The sequence below is a fragment of the Mesorhizobium koreense genome, from assembly GCF_031656215.1.
Lineage (GTDB): Bacteria > Pseudomonadota > Alphaproteobacteria > Rhizobiales > Rhizobiaceae > Mesorhizobium_L > Mesorhizobium_L koreense.
This window is the reverse complement of the sequence record NZ_CP134228.1, coordinates 3,904,523-3,921,648: the sequence shown is the minus strand read 5'-3', so window position 1 is coordinate 3,921,648 and position 17,126 is coordinate 3,904,523. Positions and strand designations below refer to the sequence as shown.

General features: G+C 63.5%; 16 protein-coding genes. 11 read left to right on the top strand and 5 right to left on the bottom strand.

What is annotated here, in order from left to right:
* The first annotated feature begins 47 nt into the window (after positions 1–47).
* The 3 genes from RBH77_RS18740 (at position 48) to RBH77_RS18730 (ending at position 3,066) form a co-directional block, all read left to right on the top strand.
* On the top strand, positions 48–431 hold the full coding sequence (locus tag RBH77_RS18740; RefSeq protein WP_311029091.1) for a hypothetical protein: 384 nt from the start codon (positions 48–50) through the stop codon (positions 429–431).
* A gap of 64 nt (positions 432–495) precedes the next feature.
* Positions 496–1,713 carry an LL-diaminopimelate aminotransferase gene (locus RBH77_RS18735; protein WP_311029090.1) on the top strand — a complete coding sequence of 406 codons (1,218 nt, stop codon included), beginning with the start codon at positions 496–498 and terminating at the stop codon, positions 1,711–1,713.
* Positions 1,714–1,752: 39 nt separating this feature from the next.
* A complete protein-coding gene (locus RBH77_RS18730; RefSeq protein ID WP_311029089.1) occupies positions 1,753–3,066 on the top strand; it encodes a homoserine dehydrogenase in 1,314 nt (437 codons plus the stop codon).
* A gap of 36 nt (positions 3,067–3,102) precedes the next feature.
* Here RBH77_RS18730 and eno read toward each other — a convergent pair whose 3' ends face one another.
* Entirely contained in the window at positions 3,103–4,392 is a 1,290-nt protein-coding gene (gene eno / locus RBH77_RS18725; protein ID WP_311029088.1) for a phosphopyruvate hydratase, read from the bottom strand.
* Complete coding sequence (locus tag RBH77_RS18720) at positions 4,370–5,392, bottom strand: phosphotransferase family protein (protein WP_311029087.1); 1,023 nt, start codon at positions 5,390–5,392, stop codon at positions 4,370–4,372. The genes eno and RBH77_RS18720 overlap by 23 nt, the downstream gene beginning before the upstream one ends.
* Positions 5,393–5,623: 231 nt before the next feature.
* On the opposite strand from RBH77_RS18720, the gene RBH77_RS18715 reads away from it, so the two are divergent.
* Entirely contained in the window at positions 5,624–6,586 is a 963-nt protein-coding gene (locus RBH77_RS18715; RefSeq protein WP_311029086.1) for an AEC family transporter, read from the top strand.
* Here the strand turns inward: RBH77_RS18715 and RBH77_RS18710 are convergent.
* Positions 6,563–7,795 carry a UbiH/UbiF family hydroxylase gene (locus RBH77_RS18710; RefSeq protein WP_311029085.1) on the bottom strand — a complete coding sequence of 411 codons (1,233 nt, stop codon included), beginning with the start codon at positions 7,793–7,795 and terminating at the stop codon, positions 6,563–6,565. The genes RBH77_RS18715 and RBH77_RS18710 overlap by 24 nt on opposite strands.
* Before the next feature lie 249 nt (positions 7,796–8,044).
* Between RBH77_RS18710 and pcsA the strand changes: the two genes are divergently transcribed.
* The 7 genes from pcsA to RBH77_RS18675 all read left to right on the top strand — a co-directional run bounded on the left by pcsA (position 8,045) and on the right by RBH77_RS18675 (position 15,393).
* Positions 8,045–8,794: a phosphatidylcholine synthase gene (gene pcsA / locus RBH77_RS18705; RefSeq protein ID WP_311029084.1), complete on the top strand. Its 750-nt coding sequence runs from the start codon at positions 8,045–8,047 to the stop codon at positions 8,792–8,794.
* Entirely contained in the window at positions 8,769–9,749 is a 981-nt protein-coding gene (locus RBH77_RS18700) for a quinone oxidoreductase family protein (protein ID WP_311029083.1), read from the top strand. The genes pcsA and RBH77_RS18700 overlap by 26 nt, the downstream gene beginning before the upstream one ends.
* 118 nt (positions 9,750–9,867) lie before the next feature.
* Positions 9,868–11,439 (top strand): ABC transporter ATP-binding protein, encoded by a 1,572-nt coding sequence (locus RBH77_RS18695; RefSeq protein WP_311029082.1) that lies wholly within the window; start codon positions 9,868–9,870, stop codon positions 11,437–11,439.
* Complete coding sequence (locus tag RBH77_RS18690) at positions 11,439–12,551, top strand: ABC transporter permease (protein ID WP_311029081.1); 1,113 nt, start codon at positions 11,439–11,441, stop codon at positions 12,549–12,551. Before RBH77_RS18695 ends, RBH77_RS18690 begins: the two co-directional genes overlap by 1 nt.
* A complete protein-coding gene (locus RBH77_RS18685) occupies positions 12,538–13,512 on the top strand; it encodes an ABC transporter permease (RefSeq protein WP_311029080.1) in 975 nt (324 codons plus the stop codon). The genes RBH77_RS18690 and RBH77_RS18685 overlap by 14 nt, the downstream gene beginning before the upstream one ends.
* Positions 13,513–13,557: 45 nt before the next feature.
* On the top strand, positions 13,558–14,622 hold the full coding sequence (locus RBH77_RS18680) for a BMP family ABC transporter substrate-binding protein (RefSeq protein ID WP_311029079.1): 1,065 nt from the start codon (positions 13,558–13,560) through the stop codon (positions 14,620–14,622).
* Positions 14,623–14,757: 135 nt separating this feature from the next.
* Complete coding sequence (locus RBH77_RS18675) at positions 14,758–15,393, top strand: glutathione S-transferase family protein (RefSeq protein ID WP_311029078.1); 636 nt, start codon at positions 14,758–14,760, stop codon at positions 15,391–15,393.
* Positions 15,394–15,419: 26 nt separating this feature from the next.
* Here the strand turns inward: RBH77_RS18675 and dprA are convergent, their stop codons facing one another.
* Both dprA and plsY read right to left on the bottom strand, forming a co-directional pair.
* Positions 15,420–16,538, bottom strand: a complete 1,119-nt coding sequence (dprA, locus tag RBH77_RS18670) for a DNA-processing protein DprA (RefSeq protein ID WP_311029077.1) — start codon at positions 16,536–16,538, stop codon at positions 15,420–15,422.
* The gene (gene plsY / locus RBH77_RS18665) at positions 16,535–17,122 is read right to left on the bottom strand and encodes a glycerol-3-phosphate 1-O-acyltransferase PlsY (protein WP_311029076.1); all 588 of its coding nucleotides are present in this window, start codon (positions 17,120–17,122) and stop codon (positions 16,535–16,537) included. Before plsY ends, dprA begins: the two co-directional genes overlap by 4 nt.
* Positions 17,123–17,126: the final 4 nt, after the last annotated feature.

Genomic DNA, 17,126 nt, shown 5'->3' with positions numbered 1-17,126 from the left:
TCGATCCGGGTCCAACCGGAAACCCGCGCGAAAGCTAGGAATATATGATGAAATCTGGTGCGGGTAGCGAGGCTGATCGCCGCGTCGGACCGATTGCCGCAATAGCCGTTCTGGCTTCCTTGATGCTGCTCGGCGGATGCGCATCCGACTTCGCCATCGAGGATGCGGTGCCGCACCCCGCCGCTAACGGGACATACGGGGGACCGCGCGACACGGGCCAGTATCCCAATCTCAATATCCGGCAAAAGGGGGCGACCGCACAGCTTACCGACGCCGAGGTGGCCGCCAAGACCAAGGAACTCGATTCGGCGAAGGCGAGTCTCGGCGCAAAGCCCGCCGACACGTCGGGCGCCGATGCCGACGTCGCCAGGATGCGGCAGGTTGGCAAGGAGCATAATGAACAGGTGCTGAAAGAAATCGAGGGACAGTGACGACCATGTGCATCGGGTGTATATCGCCCGCGCACTCGGCTCCCCAATCGACCGGAACAACACGATGGAAGAGTTTCACAAGGTCCGCAGGCTCCCGCCATACGTCTTCGAGCAGGTGAATCGGCTGAAGGCGAGCGCCCGCGCACAGGGCGCCGACATCATCGATCTCGGCATGGGCAATCCGGACCTGCCGACGCCGAAGGCGATCGTCGATAAATTGTGCGAGGTCGTGCGCGACCCGCGCACGCATCGCTATTCCTCCTCGCGCGGCATCCCGGGCCTGCGTCGTGCGCAGGCGAACTATTACGCAAGACGCTTCAACGTGAAGCTTGACCCGGACAGCCAGGTGGTCGCGACGCTGGGCTCGAAGGAAGGCTTCGCCAACATGGCGCAGGCGATCACCGCGCCGGGCGACGTGGTCATCTGTCCCAATCCGACCTATCCGATCCACGCCTTCGGCTTCATCATGTCGGGCGGCGTCATCCGCTCCATCCAGGCCGAGCCGGACGAGGGCTTCATCCGCGCGCTGGAGCGCGCGGTCAGGCACTCGATCCCGAAGCCGCTGGCGCTGATCCTCAACTATCCGTCCAACCCGACGGCGCATGTGGCGACGCTCGACTTCTACAAGGACATCGTCGCCTACGCGAAGAAGAACGACATCATCCTGTTGTCGGACCTCGCCTATGCCGAGATCTATTTCGACGCCGCGCCGCCGCCCTCGATCCTGCAGGTGCCGGGCGCGATGGATATCGCGGTCGAATTCACCTCCATGTCGAAGACTTTCTCCATGCCCGGTTGGCGCATGGGCTTTGCCGTCGGCAACGAGCGGCTCATCGCGGCGCTTACCCGCGTGAAATCCTATCTCGACTACGGCGCCTTCACGCCGATCCAGGTGGCGGCGACGGCGGCGCTCAACAGCGACGGCGCCGAGATTGCCGAAGTACGTGACGTCTACCGACGCCGTCGCGATGTCATGGTCGAGGCGTTCGGCCGTGCGGGCTGGGACATTCCCGCGCCTGCCGCGACCATGTTCGCCTGGGCGCCGATCCCGGAGCCTTTCAAGTCCCTCGGTTCGCTGGAGTTCTCGAAACTCCTGATCGAGAGGGCCGATGTCGCCGTCGCGCCGGGCATCGGCTTCGGCGAGCACGGCGACGATTTCGTCCGCATCGCTCTCGTCGAGAACGAGCACCGCATCCGGCAGGCCGCGCGCAACGTCAAGCGCTTCCTGACGTCCGCGTCCTCGACGCTCGACAACGTCATCCCGCTCAGCGCCCGGCGCTGAGCGTTTCAATCGATTCTGTGATCCGAGGGGCGGCAGTAGATGGCCGAAGCGTTGCGTGTTGGGATTGCCGGGCTGGGCACGGTCGGTGCGTCGGTCGTCCGCGTGCTTGCCGAGAAGGCAGATGAACTGACGCGGCAATGCGGCCGGTCGATCGCGGTGACCGCCGTCTCCGCACGTGACCGGAGCCGCGACCGCGGTATTTCGCTCGACAATGTGAAATGGTTCGAAGATCCGGCGGCGCTGGCGAAGTCCGCCGACATCGACGTCTTCGTGGAACTGATCGGCGGGGAGGAAGGGGCTGCGCGGCAGAGCGTGCGAGCAGCGCTCGATGCGGGCCGTCACGTCGTCACGGCGAACAAGGCGCTTCTCGCCCGCCATGGCCTGACGCTGGCCGAGGTGGCGGAAAAGAAAGGCGTGCTTCTGAACTACGAGGCGGCGGTGGCCGGCGGCATCCCGGTCATCAAGACCTTGCGCGAGGCTCTGGCCGGCAATTCGGTCGGCCGCATCTTCGGTATCCTCAACGGCACCTGCAACTATATCCTGACACGCATGGAGGCGGAGGGGCTTTCCTTCGACGAATGCCTGAAGGACGCGCAGCGGCTGGGTTACGCCGAGGCCGATCCGACTTTCGACATCGAGGGCCACGACACCGCGCACAAACTCGCCATCCTAACCAGCATCGCCTTCGGCTGCCGCATCTCGGCCGGCGACATCTATATGGAGGGCATCTCCAACATTACGCAGGCCGATATCCAGGCGGCGGGCGAACTCGGCTATCGCATCAAGCTTCTCGGCGTGGCGCAGGCGACCGAGACCGGCATCGAGCAGCGCGTCCATCCGACCATGGTGCCGACCGCGAGCGTGATCGCGCAGGTGCACGGCGTCACCAATGCGGTCGCCATCGAGACGGACATCCTGGGTGAACTTCTACTGTCGGGGCCGGGGGCAGGGGGAAACGCCACCGCTTCCGCCGTCATCGGTGACATCGCCGACATCGCCAAGAGCCGGCCGGGTTTCCAGCACGGGCCGGTTTTCGGATGGCCCGCAAAGGAACTGAAACCCTATCGCAAGGCGCGGATGCGCGCACATGCCGGCGGCTATTTCATTCGGCTGACCGTGCATGACCGCATCGGCGTCTTCGCCGCGATCGCCAAGCGCATGGCCGACAGCGATATCTCGCTGGAATCGATCGTCCAGCATGCAGGCGGAAAACGCTCGGACGACCAGAAGACGGTGATACTGGTGACGCATGAAACGACGGAAGCAGCCGTCCGCCGCGCCGTTGAAGGTATCACCAGGGACGGCCATCTGATCGACAAGCCGCAGGTGATCCGCATCGAGAGGGCGGGCTGACGGCTGCTACGGTGGCTGACGCTTCGGTCTCGTCCGTTACCTTTTTACCGGAGCGGAGAGCGGCGCCCAGCCGACAAACGTACCGGCTCCAGGCTCTTCGGCGATCCGCAGGCACTCGTTCCATTTGGCCATGCGTTCGGACCGCGCGAAGGAACCGACCTTCAATTGACTGGCGCCGAGCCCGACCGCCAGATGGCTTATCGAGACGTCCTCCGTCTCGCCCGAGCGCGCCGAGACGATGGCGCGCCAACCGGCTGCGCGGGCGGCGTCATACGCCGCGACCGCTTCGGTTACCGTGCCCGCCTGGTTGACCTTGATGAGCGCAGTATTGCAGGCGCCGGCGGCAACTGCTTCGGCCACAAGGCCGGCATTGGTCACCAGATAGTCGTCGCCGACGATCTGCAGCCGATCGCCGTAGCGGCGCGTGAATTCGCGCATGCCTGCGGTATCGTCTTCCGCCAGAGGATCCTCGATAGACGCGATGGGATAGGCTTCCAGCCAGCGCCCCAGTTCGGCGGTCCATTCGCCGGAGGTGAGTGTCCGGTCCTCCAGCGCCAGACGGTATTGGCCGCCCCGGCCGAATTCGGAGGCCGCGATGTCGAGCGAAATCACCACGCGCTCTCCCGGCTTTTCTCCCGCCGCTTCTATCGCCGCGACCAGCGTCTCAAGCGCTTCCTCGTTGCTGCCGAAGTCGGGCCACCAGCCGCCCTCGTCGGCAACTCCGGCACTCTTGCCGCGCGCCGACATGATCGAGCCTGCCGCGTGGTAGATCTCGGCGGTGATCTCCAGCGCCTCGTCGAAGCTTTCCGCGCCCGGCACCATCACCATGAAATCCTGGACATCTACCCGGCGCCCTGCATGCGCCCCGCCGCCGAATATCTGGATTTCGGGAAGCGGGATCGAAGGTTTGCGGCCATAATAGGCGGCGACGTGGCGCCAGAGCGGCAGGCCGGCCTCGGCGGCGGCGGCGTGAAGCGCGGCGAGAGAGACGGCGACCGTCGCATTGCCACCGAGCAGCGATTTGAGCGGCGAGGGATCGAGCGCGGTGAGTCGTCCGTCTATACCCGCCTGGTCGCCACCTTCCGCGCCGACAAGCGCGGGCGCGATACGTGTTTCGATGTTTTCGAGCGCGGTGCGGACATCGAGGCCCTCCAGCCTGGTGCCGCCATCGCGTAGGTCCATCGCCTCACGCGTGCCGCGTGAGGCCCCGGCGGGTGCGATCGCGCGACCCCATGCGCCGCTCTCCAGCACAATCGTCGCCTCGACGGTGGGATTGCCGCGGCTGTCCCATACCCGACGGCCTTTAACGGACGCGATTTTCGACATCGTTCAATTCAGCCTTCAGCGTGGTGACAAGTTCCCCCAGCGTAGCGACGGGGTGCGAAATAAGCGGCACGGCAAGCGCGCGCACCGTCGCTCGACTTGCCTCGGATAGATATTCGACGGGCGATTTGCCGTCGACCCTGGCCAGCATCAGCGCTGGCAGAAGTGCTGCTACGCGTTCCTCCATCGCCTGCGGTTCCTCCCAGGCGATATGCGACGAATACGCGGCCCAGAAGCGGCCGACGGAGCCAAGGAGCCTGTCGCGCGAAGCCGGCAGATGCACGGATTTCAGGATCAGATGGTTGAGGCAGAAGGCTACGTCGAAGCACGGATCGCCCATTGTCGCGCATTCGGCGTCGAGCAGGATCGGGTCGGCGCCGCAAAACAGGATATTCTTGGGGCTGACGTCGCCATGAACGAGCGCGATTTCCGACGCATAGAGCCTCTCGGCCAACGCGATGAGTCTGGAAGCGAGGTCTGGATGCTTCCCCGCCGTGAAGGCCAGGTAGGGCTCCAGCCTGAGCGAGCGGAAATCGTCGCGGTTGAAGAAGGGCGAGCGGTCGAAGTCCAGCCGCGTGGAGGCGGCATGGATGCGGCCGAGGACATCGCCGACGCGCTCGGCTTCTCTCCGACCGGGCGCTTCCTTCAACAAGGCCGTCTTCCAGAGATAGATGTCTGTTCCGGCGAGGTATTCCATGGCGAAGCCGTGGAGGCTTGCGGAGATACCGAGGAGACGCGGCACGCTTTTCGGCGCTACGGTTCCGGCGAAGGAAAGCCACGCATATTCGGCGCGGTTGCGATGAACCGGCGCACGCCAGTCCTCTGCCACTTTGAGGCGCGGCAAGGCGAATTTCACGCAAATGTCGCGGTCCACCAGACTTACCACCGCGATGTCGGAGGCGACGCCGCCACTGAGCGGCTTGACCGCGATGATCTTGTCCGGCCGGGCGATGCCGAGTTCCTCGACGAGCGCGGTGCAGCGCTGATCCATTTCGTCGGGCAAGGAAGCCTCCGTACTGCCCAACGGCGGTCGCAATTCCGTTCAGGCCCGGCTGAAGCCAGTACGTCACCACACTTGCCCGGACAAGCCTTGTCTTCCCGGTTGGGAATCCAACTGCGACGCTCTTCTTCAAAAGAGCGACACCCGCGCCCGCCACGAAGCAAGCTTGAAGGAAAACCGTGCAAATGGCATGTGCGCGGTTGAAGTTTCTCTGTATCGAGCCGGAGGCTCTGAATGTCGGATGTCTTCGGCCTCGTCCTGCCGTTCTTCGGGCTGATCTTCGTCGGCTACGTGGTGGCACGCATCGTGCGCCAGCCGATCGAGGCGCTTGGCTGGATGAACATCTTCGTCATCTATGTCGCGCTGCCGGCGCTGTTCTTCCAGCTTCTCTCCAAGACGCCGATCGAAAAGCTCACCGAATGGACCTTCATGTTCGGCTCGGTGTTTTCCACCTTCATCATCTTCATGATTATGTTCTTGTCCTCGCTCGTCTTATCGCGCGGCGAGATCGCGGAGAGCACGATACGTGGCCTTTCGGCAGCCTACGGCAATATCGGCTATATGGGGCCGGGCCTCGCGATACTGGCGCTCGGCGAACAGGCGGCCGTTCCGGTCGCGCTCATCTTCTGCTTCGAGAACATCATGCATTTCACGATTGCGCCGATGATGATGGCGCTCGCCGGCAGCGACAAGGAGCCGCCGCTGCAACTTGCTGCCGGCGTCGTGAAGAAGATCGCGCTTCACCCTTTCATCATCGCGACCGCTTTCGGGGTCGCAGCCGCCGCGTTCGGTTTCCACGCGCCGGTGGCGCTCGACCGGTTGCTTGACTATCTGGCGAAGGCGGCGGCACCCTGCGCGCTGTTTGCCATGGGCGTCACGCTGGCTCTCAGGCCACTGAAAAGGGTGCCGAGGGAACTTGGTGCCATCGCGCTCCTGAAACTCGTGCTGCACCCGGCGCTTTGCTACGTGATGCTGAGCCTTGTCGGCAACTTTTCGCCGACATGGGTGTTCGCGGCCGTGCTACTTGCCTCGCTGCCGACCGCGACCAACGTCTTCGTCATCGCCCAGCAGTATCATGTCTGGGTGGAGCGGGCCTCGGCCAGCATCCTTTTGACGACGGTGCTGTCGGTCGGAACGGTGACTATGCTGCTCTATTTCATCACGAGCGGGATGCTACCGCCGGATCTCTTCCCCTGACGGCCGACCTGACTCCGTCACGCGCCCGCCGAATGCGTGCCGCCAGCCGCTGCCGGGGCGCAGGCCCTCGCGCATGAAGAAGCCGCGCAAGGGCGCGAAGCCGGCGAGCAGACCGATGCCGGCGCTGCGCATGAACTGCGCCGGCAGGAAATCGGAGAGAAGCGAATAGTTGAGCATGTTGACGGCACTGCTGCGCGCCATGATGTCGGGCCGCCGCCGCGCGTCGTAGCGCAGGAGTGCTGCCGGTGAGCCCGGATCGCCGCGGCTTGCGCGTGCGATGGTGACGAGATCCTGAATGTCACGGACCCCGAGGTTGAGCCCCTGCGCACCTATCGGCGGGAAGAGATGCGCTGCCTCGCCCACCAGCGCCACGCGCCTTGCGCCGAATCGCGACGGCATTGCCGAGGAGAGCGGATAGACCTGCCGGCCCGGTTCGACCTCGACCTTGCCGAGCATGGACTGCATGCGCCCTTCGATTTCTTCGGAGATCGCATTATTGCTCATTTCCATCAGCCGTTCCGCCGCTTCGGGGCGCACGACCCAGACGAGGCTCGATCTCTGACCGGGAAGGGGAACTTGCGTGAACGGTCCGGTCTCTGTGTGGAACTCGGTGGAGACATTGCCGTGGTCGCGGCTATGCGCGAAATTGAGGACGAGTGCCGACTGCGGGTGGCCATGCCGGTGGGTGTGGATGCCCGCCGCTTCCCTTGCCGGCGAGGAACGTCCGTCCGCCGCGACCACCAGGCGCGCCGTGATCGTGTCGCCATCCAGGTCCGCTACCGCCTCATGGTCGGAAAGCCGGTATCCGGAAACGAGCGATTCGCGCCATTCGATTGCGCCGTGTTCCCGCACGGCGGCTTCCAGACGGTTCAGCAGATGCCTGTTGGGTATATTGTAGCCAAAGGCGGTCTCGCCGATCTCGCTGGCGCGAAAGGTCACCGTGGGGCTGCGGATGAGCCTCGATGTTCCGTCTACGATGCGCATGGCGCGCAGCGGCGCGCCGCTTTCGGCAACCACGTCGAAAAGCCCGAATTCCTTCAGGAGAGCCAGCGAAGGCATCATCAGCGCCGTGGTCCTGCGGTCGTCAGGTGGCGCGGGCGGGCCGGCAAGCGTTATGGAGAAACCGTTGCCTGCGAAGGCGAGCGCAGCGATCATGCCGGCCGGGCCGGCGCCCGCCACCAGGATTTCCGAAGAATTCGTTTCGGCCATCGCTTCTGTCCTCGCTTGCGCCGGTATCCGCCGGTGAGAAAACAGTAATCTCTATATGGGGTCCAGGCGGCGGCGCGCAACGCGGCCCGTCATTGCACATTCTATCCCGCTTCCACTTTCCCGCGCTTCGTTTTATTCTCCCGGACGGAGAGGACGATCGATGGCCATTATTGACGGGGCGATGGGCGGTGAATTGCCCTGTCGTTGGGCGGCGGCGGGCGTTGGCTGCATGCGGAGCCGTGCCCGATCGTGAAGCGTAAGAAAGTCACCTGGCCTCAGGCGCGCGCGTTTTCAGTCCATCTGCTCACCGCGTCGGGCTCTTTCCTTGCCTTCCTCTCGCTGGTGGCAGCGAGCGAGGAGCGCTGGCCCGCCATGTTCTGGTGGCTGGGCTTAGCCCTTTTTGTCGACGGCATAGACGGACCCATCGCACGCAAGCTGCAGGTTAAGGAAATCCTGCCGACATGGTCGGGCATCATGCTCGACAATATCATCGACTACGTCACCTATGTGCTGATTCCGGCCTTCGCGCTCTACCAGCGCGGTTTCATGGGGCCGGGTCTCTCCTTCACGTCGGCCGCCCTGATCGTGATCAGCAGCGCCATCTACTATGCCGATACGGGAATGAAGACGAAGGAGAACTTCTTCAAGGGCTTCCCGGTCGTCTGGAACATGCTGGTTTTTACGCTTTTCGTCATCGAACCGGGAGAGTACCTCTCCTTCGCCGTGGTGGTGGCGGCCGCTATCCTGACCTTCGTGCCGATGAACTTCCTGCATCCCGTGAGGGTCAAGCGCCTGCGCCACATAAACCTGCCGGTCTTCCTCGTCTGGTGCCTTTTCGGCGTCATGGCGCTGCTCGAAGGGATGGAGGCGCCGCCTTTGATCAAGGCCGGCATTGCAATCACCGGCATATATCTCTTTTTTGTCGGCGGCATCATGCAGATGTTCCCGAAGCTTGGACTGAAAGGCAAGAATGATGAGCAAGGCGATCCGCATCCATGAGCATGGAGGACCCGAGGTCCTGAAATACGAGGAGGTCGATCCCGGCAAGCCGGGCAGGGGCGAAGTCCTCATCGAGCACAGCGCGATCGGCCTCAATTTCATCGACGTCTATTTTCGTACCGGCCTCTATCCGCCACCGGGCGGCAGCCTGCCCATCACCCCGGGCGGCGAAGGTGCAGGCAAGGTCCTGGAAGTCGGCGAAGGGGTCGGAGACCTGAAGCCGGGCGACCGCGTCGCTTATGCGGCCGGTACCGGCAGCTATGCCGAACGGCGCGTGATCGCCGCGGATCGTCTGGTGAAGGTGCCGGACGGCATCTCGGACGAAATTGCCGCCGGCATGATGCTGAAGGGCATGACGGCGGAATATCTTCTCCGCCGCACCTTCAAGGTGAAGAAAGGCGACACGATCCTCTTTCACGCGGCGGCGGGTGGCGTCGGCCTGATCGCCGGACAGTGGGCGAAGCATCTCGGCGCGGTCACGATCGGCACGGCGGGTTCGGCCGAGAAGGTGGCGCTCGCCAAGGCGCACGGCTTCGACCACGTGATCAACTACCGCGAGCAGGACTTTGTCGAGGAGGTGAAGAAGATCACCGGCGGCAAACTCTGCGAGGTGGTCTATGATTCGGTCGGCAAGGATACGTTCGAAGGATCGTTGAACTGCCTGAAGCCGATCGGTCTTCTGGCACTGTTCGGCGCGTCGTCCGGCCCGGTGCCGCCGTTCAATCTCGGTGTGCTCGCCCAGAAGGGGTCGCTTTACATCACGCGCCCCACGCTCTTCACCTATGTGGCGAGCCGTACCGATCTGGTGCAGTCAGCGAATGCGCTATTCGACATTGTGAAGAGCGGCGCGGTCAAGATCGAGGTCAAGCAGCGCTACAAGCTTGCCGATGTCGCCAAGGCGCACCGCGATCTGGAAGGCCGGAAGACGACGGGCGTTACCGTCCTCGTGCCTTAATCCGGCGTTTGACTTGGCCTGAAACGGTTGAAGCTATTTCAAACAGGCCGCGCTTTGCGAGTGCGGCCTTTCTCGCCTAAGGTCGTGCCGGGAACATAAAAGCAGTCCGGAGGAGATATTGGACGCTGAAGGCGGCAATGCCGGGGAAGCCTTGCTCGATGTGCGCGGGCTGACCAAGATTTTCGGGTCGCTAAGAGCCTGCGACGGCGTCGATCTGAAGATCAATCGTGGCGAGATACATGCCCTTCTCGGCGAGAACGGCGCCGGCAAGTCCACCTTCGTCAAGATGCTGTTCGGTTCGCTGGAGCCGTATTCGGGCGAAATCTGGTGGAAGGGCGAGAAGGTGCGGATCGCCAGCCCCGGCGAGGCCCGGCGACTCGGCATCGGCATGGTCTTCCAGCATTTTTCGCTCTTCGATGCCCTGACCGCGGCTGAGAATATCGCCCTTTCGCTGGATGATGGTTCGCCGATCGGTGCGATCGCGGCCAAGGCGCAGGCGCTTTCCTACAGCTACGGCCTGCCGCTCGATCCTTACTCGCTCGTCGGCGACCTGTCGGTCGGCGAGCGCCAGCGCATCGAGATCATCCGCTGCCTCTTGCAGACGCCGGATCTCATCATCCTCGACGAGCCGACCTCGGTGCTGACGCCGCAGGAGGCGGACAAGCTGTTCGAGACGCTGGAACGCCTGCGCTCCGAGGGCAAGTCGATCCTTTACATCTCGCACCGCCTCGAAGAAGTGAAGCGCATGTGCGACGGTGCCACCGTGCTGCGCCACGGCAAGGTCGTCGGGCATTGCGATCCCCGTCAGGAGACGGCCGCCTCGCTAGCGCGCATGATGGTCGGCAGCGAGGTGAACGCGGTCACCCGCTCGCCGGTCGACACCAAGGCCCATCATTCGCCGCTTCTCGAGATCCGCAATCTCAGCCGCAAGGCCGCGACGCCCTTTTCCGTGCCGCTCAGGGGGATCAGCCTCTCGGTCAAGGCCGGGGAGGTTATCGGGATCGCCGGCGTCGCCGGGAACGGGCAGGGCGAGTTCTTCGAAGCCGTATCGGGCGAGGCGCTTCAGGACGATGCCGGTTCGATCCGCATCTCGGGCAAGGACGCCGGGCATCTTTCCATATCGAAGCGCCGGCTGCTCGGTGCCGCTTTCGTGCCCGAGGAACGGCTCGGCCATGGCGCGGCACCCTTGATGTCGCTCTCGGAGAACCTGCTCCTGTCGCGTTATTCGACGGACGGCAAGGCCTTCCTCGGTCCGCTTGGGACGATCCGCACCGCCACGATCGAGAGTGCTTCCGAGCGCATCATCGAGCATATGGACGTGCGCATGAGCGGCAAGGACCCGGAAGCGGCCGCACTCTCGGGCGGCAATCTGCAGAAATTCATCGTTGGACGCGAACTCGACCGCCAGCCGAGCGTGATGGTGGTCAACCAGCCGACCTGGGGCGTCGACGCGGGTGCCGCGGCGCGCATCCGCCAGGCGCTCATCGAGCTCGCGCGCAGCGGTTCCGCCGTGCTCGTCATCAGCCAGGACCTCGACGAATTGTTCGAGATTTCCGACTACATCGCCGTCATGCATGATGGCGCGATGTCGGCGCCGCTTCCGATCGCCGAGGCGACTTTCGAGAAGATCGGCCTCCTGATGGGCGGTGCCGCTCCCGAACAGGCGCATCCTGTCGGGGAGATGGCCTGATGCGCATTGAACTCATCAAGCGGCCGCAGCATTCGGTTCTGTTCTCCGCACTTTCGCCGTTCATCGCCTTTGCACTTACGGTTATCTTCGGCGCCATCCTGTTCGCGCTGCTCGGCCGCAATCCCGTTACGGCGATGTATATCTATTTCGTGTCGCCGCTGACGCAGGTCTGGCAGATTCACGAACTGGCGGTGAAGGCAGCCCCCCTGATCCTGATCGCCGTTGGGCTCGCGGTCTGCTACCGGTCCAACAACTGGAACATCGGCGCCGAGGGCCAGCTTACGATGGGCGCCATCGCCGGCTCCATCCTTCCGGTGCTGGTGCCCGAGTACCAGGGCGTTTTCCTGCTGCCGCTGATGCTCATCATGGGCATGCTCGGCGGTGCGCTCTACGCAGCCATACCGGCTCTTCTCAAGGTGCGGTTCAATACGAACGAGATCCTGTCCAGCCTGATGCTGGTCTATGTCGCGCAACTCTTCCTCGACTGGGTAGTGCGCGGTCCCTGGCGCGATCCGCAAGGCTACAATTTCCCGCAGACGATCCAGTTCAGCGATGCGGCTACGCTGCCGGAGCTCTTTCCCGAATCGGGCCGCGCGAGCTGGGATTTCGTCTTCGCCATCGTCGCCGCGCTTATCGTCTGGTTCCTGATGGCGAAGACGTTGAAAGGCTTTGAGGTCAAGGTGATCGGCCAGAGCCCGCGCGCCGGCCGCTTCGCCGGTTTCTCCACAGGGCGCATGGTGCTGTTCGCCTTCCTGGTCTCCGGCGCTCTCGCGGGCCTCGCCGGGATTTCCGAGGTCTCAGCGACGATCAACCAGTTGCAGCCGGTGATCTCGCCCGGCTACGGCTTCACCGCCATCATCGTGGCCTTTCTCGGCCGCTTGAACCCGATCGGGATCATCGCCGCCGGGCTGGTGCTCGCGCTCTCCTATCTCGGCGGCGAGGCGGCGCAGGCGGCGATCGGCATCTCGGATAAGACCGCGCGCGTCTTCCAAGGCATGCTGCTCTTCTTCGTCCTCGCCAGCGACACGCTGATCTACTATCGCATTCGCCTGGTCACGGGCCGTAAAACCGCTGGTAAAGCCACTGGGGAGGCCGCTCTTGAACATTCTTGAAGCTGTCCTCATCACCATCGTAACGGCGTCCACGCCGCTTCTGATCGCGGCCATCGGCGAACTGGTGGTCGAACGTTCCGGCGTGCTGAACCTCGGTGTCGAAGGAATGATGGTCATGGGCTCGGTCAGCGGCTTCGCCGCAGCCTTCATGACCGGATCGCCCTGGCTGGGCGTGCTTGCCGCCATCATCGTCGGTGCGGTATTTTCGCTGCTGTTCGCTTTCCTTACCCTGACATTGGTGACGAACCAGGTGGCCACCGGCCTCGCGCTGACGCTGCTTGGCCTCGGCCTCTCGGGCATGCTCGGCGAATCCTTCGTCGGCCATCCGGGCATTCGCATGAACGATATCCACATCCCCGGCCTGAGCGATCTGCCGCTGGTGGGCGGGCTGCTCTTCGGCGAGGACCCGCTTTTCTACCTTTCGATCCTGCTCGTCATTGCCGTCTCGTGGTTCCTGTTCAAGACGCGGGCCGGCCTCACGCTCCGCTCCGTCGGCGACAATCACGGCTCGGCGCACGCGCTTGGCATTCCGGTGATCGGCATCCGCTATCTGGCGGTGATGTTCGGCGGTGCCTGCGCGGGCCTTGCCGGCGCGCAGCTTTCGCTGGTCTATACGCCGCAATGGGTGGAGAACATGACAGCGGGCCGAGGCTGGATCGCGCTTGCGCTGGTCGTCTTCGCCTCATGGCGGCCGTGGCGCGTCTTTGCCGGAGCCTATCTCTTCGGCGCGCTCACCATCGCCCAGCTTCACGTGCAGGCGATCGACCTCAATACGCTCGGATTTCTCCCGAGTCCGGTTTACTGGCTGTTGGCGGCGATCAAGTCCGTGCCGACGCAGTTCCTTTCTTCGCTTCCCTATCTGGCCACCGTCGTCGTACTTGTTCTAATCTCACGAAACAGGCGGTTGACGATGGTGAACACGCCGGCTTCGCTCGGGCGTGCCTTCGTGCCGGATCGCTGACGGAAAACGACAATTGGAAGTACAAAGTCTCAGAGAGGTAACACGATGAAGAAGCTTCTATTCGCACTGACCGCCGCGGCCGCCATGGTCATGGCGGTAAACGCACAGGCCGCCGACAAGCTCAAGGCCTGCTTTGTCTATGTCGGGCCGATCGGCGATTTCGGCTATTCCTACCAGCATGAGCAGGGCCGGCAGGACGTCATCAAGCACTTCGGCGACAAGGTCGAGACGACCTATCTCGAAAACGTCAGCGAAGGTCCCGATGCCGAGCGCGCTTTCGAGCGGCTGGCGCGCCAGCACTGCAACATGATCTTCGGTACGTCCTTCGGCTTCATGGATTCCGAGCTTAAGGTCGCGAAGAAGTTCCCGAAGGTGATGTTCGAGCACGCGACGGGCTTCAAGACGGCCGCCAACATGGGCATCTACAACGCGCGCTTCTACGAAGGCCGCTATGTGATGGGCCAGATCGCGGCGAAGATGTCGAAGACCGGCGTTGCCGGCTACATCGTGTCCTTCCCGATCCCGGAAGTCGTGATGGGCATCAACTCCTTCATGCTCGGCGCGCAGTCGATCAACCCTAATTTCAAGCTCAAGATCGTGTGGGTGAATAGCTGGTTCGATCCGGGCAAGGAAGCGGATGCGGCGAAAGCGCTGTTCGACCAGGGCGCCGACATCATTACGCAGCACACCGATTCGACTGCAGCGCTTCAGGTCGCGGAAGAACGCGGCAAGCTCGGCTTCGGCCAGTCGTCGGACATGATCAAGTTCGCCCCGAAGGCGCAGCTGACCTCCAACACCGACAATTGGGGCCCGTATTATATCAAGCGGGTCCAGGCGGCTCTCGACGGAACGTGGAAGCCGGACAATGTGTGGCTGGGCATCAAGGATGACGTCGTCAAGCTGGCGCCCTTCACGAACATGCCCGACGACGTGAAGGCAATGGCCGAAGCCACGGAGAAGAAGATCTCCGGCGGCTGGAATCCCTTCACCGGCCCCATCTATCGGCAGGATGGATCGGAATGGCTGAAGGACGGCCAAGTGTCCGACGACAAGACGCTGCTCGGCATGAACTTCTACGTGAAGGGCATCGACGACAAGCTGCCCAAGTGAGTTGAGCAGCAGATATTGAATGAGGGAAGGGTGCCCGCAGCGGCGCCCTTTTTCTTTGGTCGGACCACCCTATCCTGACATCCAGCTGTCAGGAGCCGGATGGTACCGTCAGGGCGGAAACTCGGAGATATAACGATGCTGGAATTCTACCACACACCCTTCTCGCGGTCGTTCGGCGTTCACTGGCTGCTTGAGGAACTTGGCCAGCCTTATGAGATGAAAATCATCGATGTCAGGGCAAAAGGCGGTGCCGCCGAGAGTTATCGCGCAATCCAGCCAAGCAAGAAAGTGCCGGCCGTTGTCGTTGATGGAACCATCGTCACGGAGCGGGCGGCGATCAGCATCTATCTCGGCGACCGCTTTCCAGAAGCGGGCATGGCGCCTGGGATCGGCGATCCTGAGCGGGCGCCATATCTGACGATGCTGGTCTACTGCGACTCCGTCCTTGATCCGGCGATCGCCGCCAGGGCCAATGGCTGGAATTACGAAAGCAGCAACAGTTTTTCCTTCGGCCTGTTCGACGACATGGTGGCCTATGTGGAGCGGGTCCTTTCCCAAAAGCCATATGCTGCCGGCGACAATTTCACCGCGGCGGACACGCATCTGGCGAGCAGCATCCAGTTCACCATGGACATCATCAAGGTGCTTCCGGAAAAGCCGGTTTTCCGCGATTATCTCGCCCGTGCCCTCGCAAGGCCAGCGTACAGGCGCGCGATGGACAAGGACATGGAACTCATGAAGACGGTCACGCCGCCTCCCGGCATGCGATGAATGGCGCACGGAGCATCAGCACTCCGTCACAGCAGGGAGACGTTGCCGCCCGCATGGCGCTCGAGCCGGCCAGCCAGATCCAGTTCCAGCAACACCATGAAGACCTGCGCCGGATGAAGCCCTGTGTGCCGGATGATCTCGTCTATGCCGGTCGGCACCGGGCTCAGCGCCTCCAGTACCTTTTCACGGTCGGAGTCCCCCGGCGGCGCGGCGGCGGAGAAGTCCGGCGGCTCGTCGAAATCGGTACGTGGAGGCGGCGCCCCGATGAGTGGCGCGATCTGTTCAAGTACGTCCTTCACCTCGGTCACCAGGATGGCGCCGTCCTTCAACAGGCCGTTCGTGCCGGCGGCGCGCGGATCGAGCGGCGAGCCGGGGACGGCGAAGACGAGCCTCCCCAACTCGCCGGCAAGCCGTGCACTAATGAGCGAGCCCGAGCGTTTCGCGGCCTCCACCACGACAAGGCCATAGGCAAGGCCGGCGATGATGCGGTTTCGACGCGGAAAATCACGCGCCCTTGGCTCCCAGCCGAACGGCATCTCGGAGATGATTGCACCGCCCGTCCGCGCGATCTCATTGCATAGATCGATATTCTCCGGCGGGTAGGGCAGGTCGAGTCCGCCTGCCAGCACAGCGATGGTGCCGGTGCCGAGGCTGCCGCGATGCGCTGCCGTGTCGATGCCGCGTGCTAGCCCGGAAACGATGGCGTAGCCCTCCCGCCCGAGTTCGGTTGCGAGCGACTGCGCTATGCGGATGCCCGCGAGGGAGGCGTTGCGCGCGCCGACGATGGCGACGGGCGGCAGCGAAAAGACTGCCGCCTCGCCCTTGATCGCCACCAACGGCGGCGGCAGTTCCATCCGGCGTAGCATCAGCGGATAGTCGGCCTCGCCGATCGCGACAAAGCGGGCGCCGGCGCGGGTTGCCAGTTCCATCTCGGCTTCCGCTTCGGCGAGCGAAGGTATTCGGACAGTCCGCATGCCGCCGCCGCTCAGCGTTAGCTCCGGCAGCATGGCGATGGCGTTATCGGCAGAGCCGAAGCGGTTGATCAGGTCGCGGAAGGTGGCGGGGCCGACATTGTCGGTGCGGATGAGCCGTAGCCAGGAAAGCCGCTGCCGGTCGCTCAGCGCCGGTGCGGCGGGGTTGGTCACCCTTTGCTTCCGATCTTTGATTCCGTGCCTTCTATCAACCGCATGATGTTGGGGCGGTGTTTGATGAAGACGATGGCACTCATGACCGCGAAAAGCTCGGCAAGTTCCAGCCGGCCGAGGAATACGAGCGCGACCGGCACGGCGACCGCCGCGACCAGCGCGGCAAGCGATGAAAAGCGCGTGACGAAGGCAACCAGCAGCCAGGCGACGGCGAAGACGATCACGCCTTCCCAGGCGAGCCCGAGCAGTACGCCGAGATAGGTGGCAACGCCCTTGCCGCCCTTGAAGCCGAGCCAGACGGGGAAAAGATGGCCGAGGAAGGCGCCAAGGCCCGCCAGCATGGCCGGATAGAGGCCGAGATAGTGCAAAGCGAGCCAGACAGGCACGGCACCCTTGAGCGCATCGAGGATGAGCGTCAGCGCCGCCAGCCCCTTGTTGCCGGTCCTGAGCACATTGGTAGCGCCGATATTGCCCGAGCCGATATTGCGCACATCGCCAAGGCCGGCGGCACGGGCCAGCAGGTAGCCGGAAGGGATCGAGCCGAAAAGATAGCCGACGACCAGCGCGCCGAGCACGTAAAGCATGTTT

Bases quoted from the DNA above. Each gene is read 5' to 3' on its own strand.
- RBH77_RS18675 (WP_311029078.1), top strand. From the start codon at position 14,758: ATGCTGGAATTCTACCACACACCCTTCTCGCGGTCGTTCGGCGTTCAC.
- RBH77_RS18715 (WP_311029086.1), top strand. From the start codon at position 5,624: ATGTCGGATGTCTTCGGCCTCGTCCTGCCGTTCTTCGGGCTGATCTTC.
- RBH77_RS18730 (WP_311029089.1), top strand. From the start codon at position 1,753: ATGGCCGAAGCGTTGCGTGTTGGGATTGCCGGGCTGGGCACGGTCGGT.
- eno (WP_311029088.1), bottom strand. From the start codon at position 4,392: ATGTCGAAAATCGCGTCCGTTAAAGGCCGTCGGGTATGGGACAGCCGC.
- RBH77_RS18740 (WP_311029091.1), top strand. From the start codon at position 48: ATGAAATCTGGTGCGGGTAGCGAGGCTGATCGCCGCGTCGGACCGATT.
- RBH77_RS18710 (WP_311029085.1), bottom strand. From the start codon at position 7,795: ATGGCCGAAACGAATTCTTCGGAAATCCTGGTGGCGGGCGCCGGCCCG.
- plsY (WP_311029076.1), bottom strand. From the start codon at position 17,122: ATGCTTTACGTGCTCGGCGCGCTGGTCGTCGGCTATCTTTTCGGCTCG.
- RBH77_RS18680 (WP_311029079.1), top strand. From the start codon at position 13,558: ATGAAGAAGCTTCTATTCGCACTGACCGCCGCGGCCGCCATGGTCATG.
- RBH77_RS18735 (WP_311029090.1), top strand. From the start codon at position 496: ATGGAAGAGTTTCACAAGGTCCGCAGGCTCCCGCCATACGTCTTCGAG.
- RBH77_RS18700 (WP_311029083.1), top strand. From the start codon at position 8,769: ATGAGCAAGGCGATCCGCATCCATGAGCATGGAGGACCCGAGGTCCTG.
- RBH77_RS18690 (WP_311029081.1), top strand. From the start codon at position 11,439: ATGCGCATTGAACTCATCAAGCGGCCGCAGCATTCGGTTCTGTTCTCC.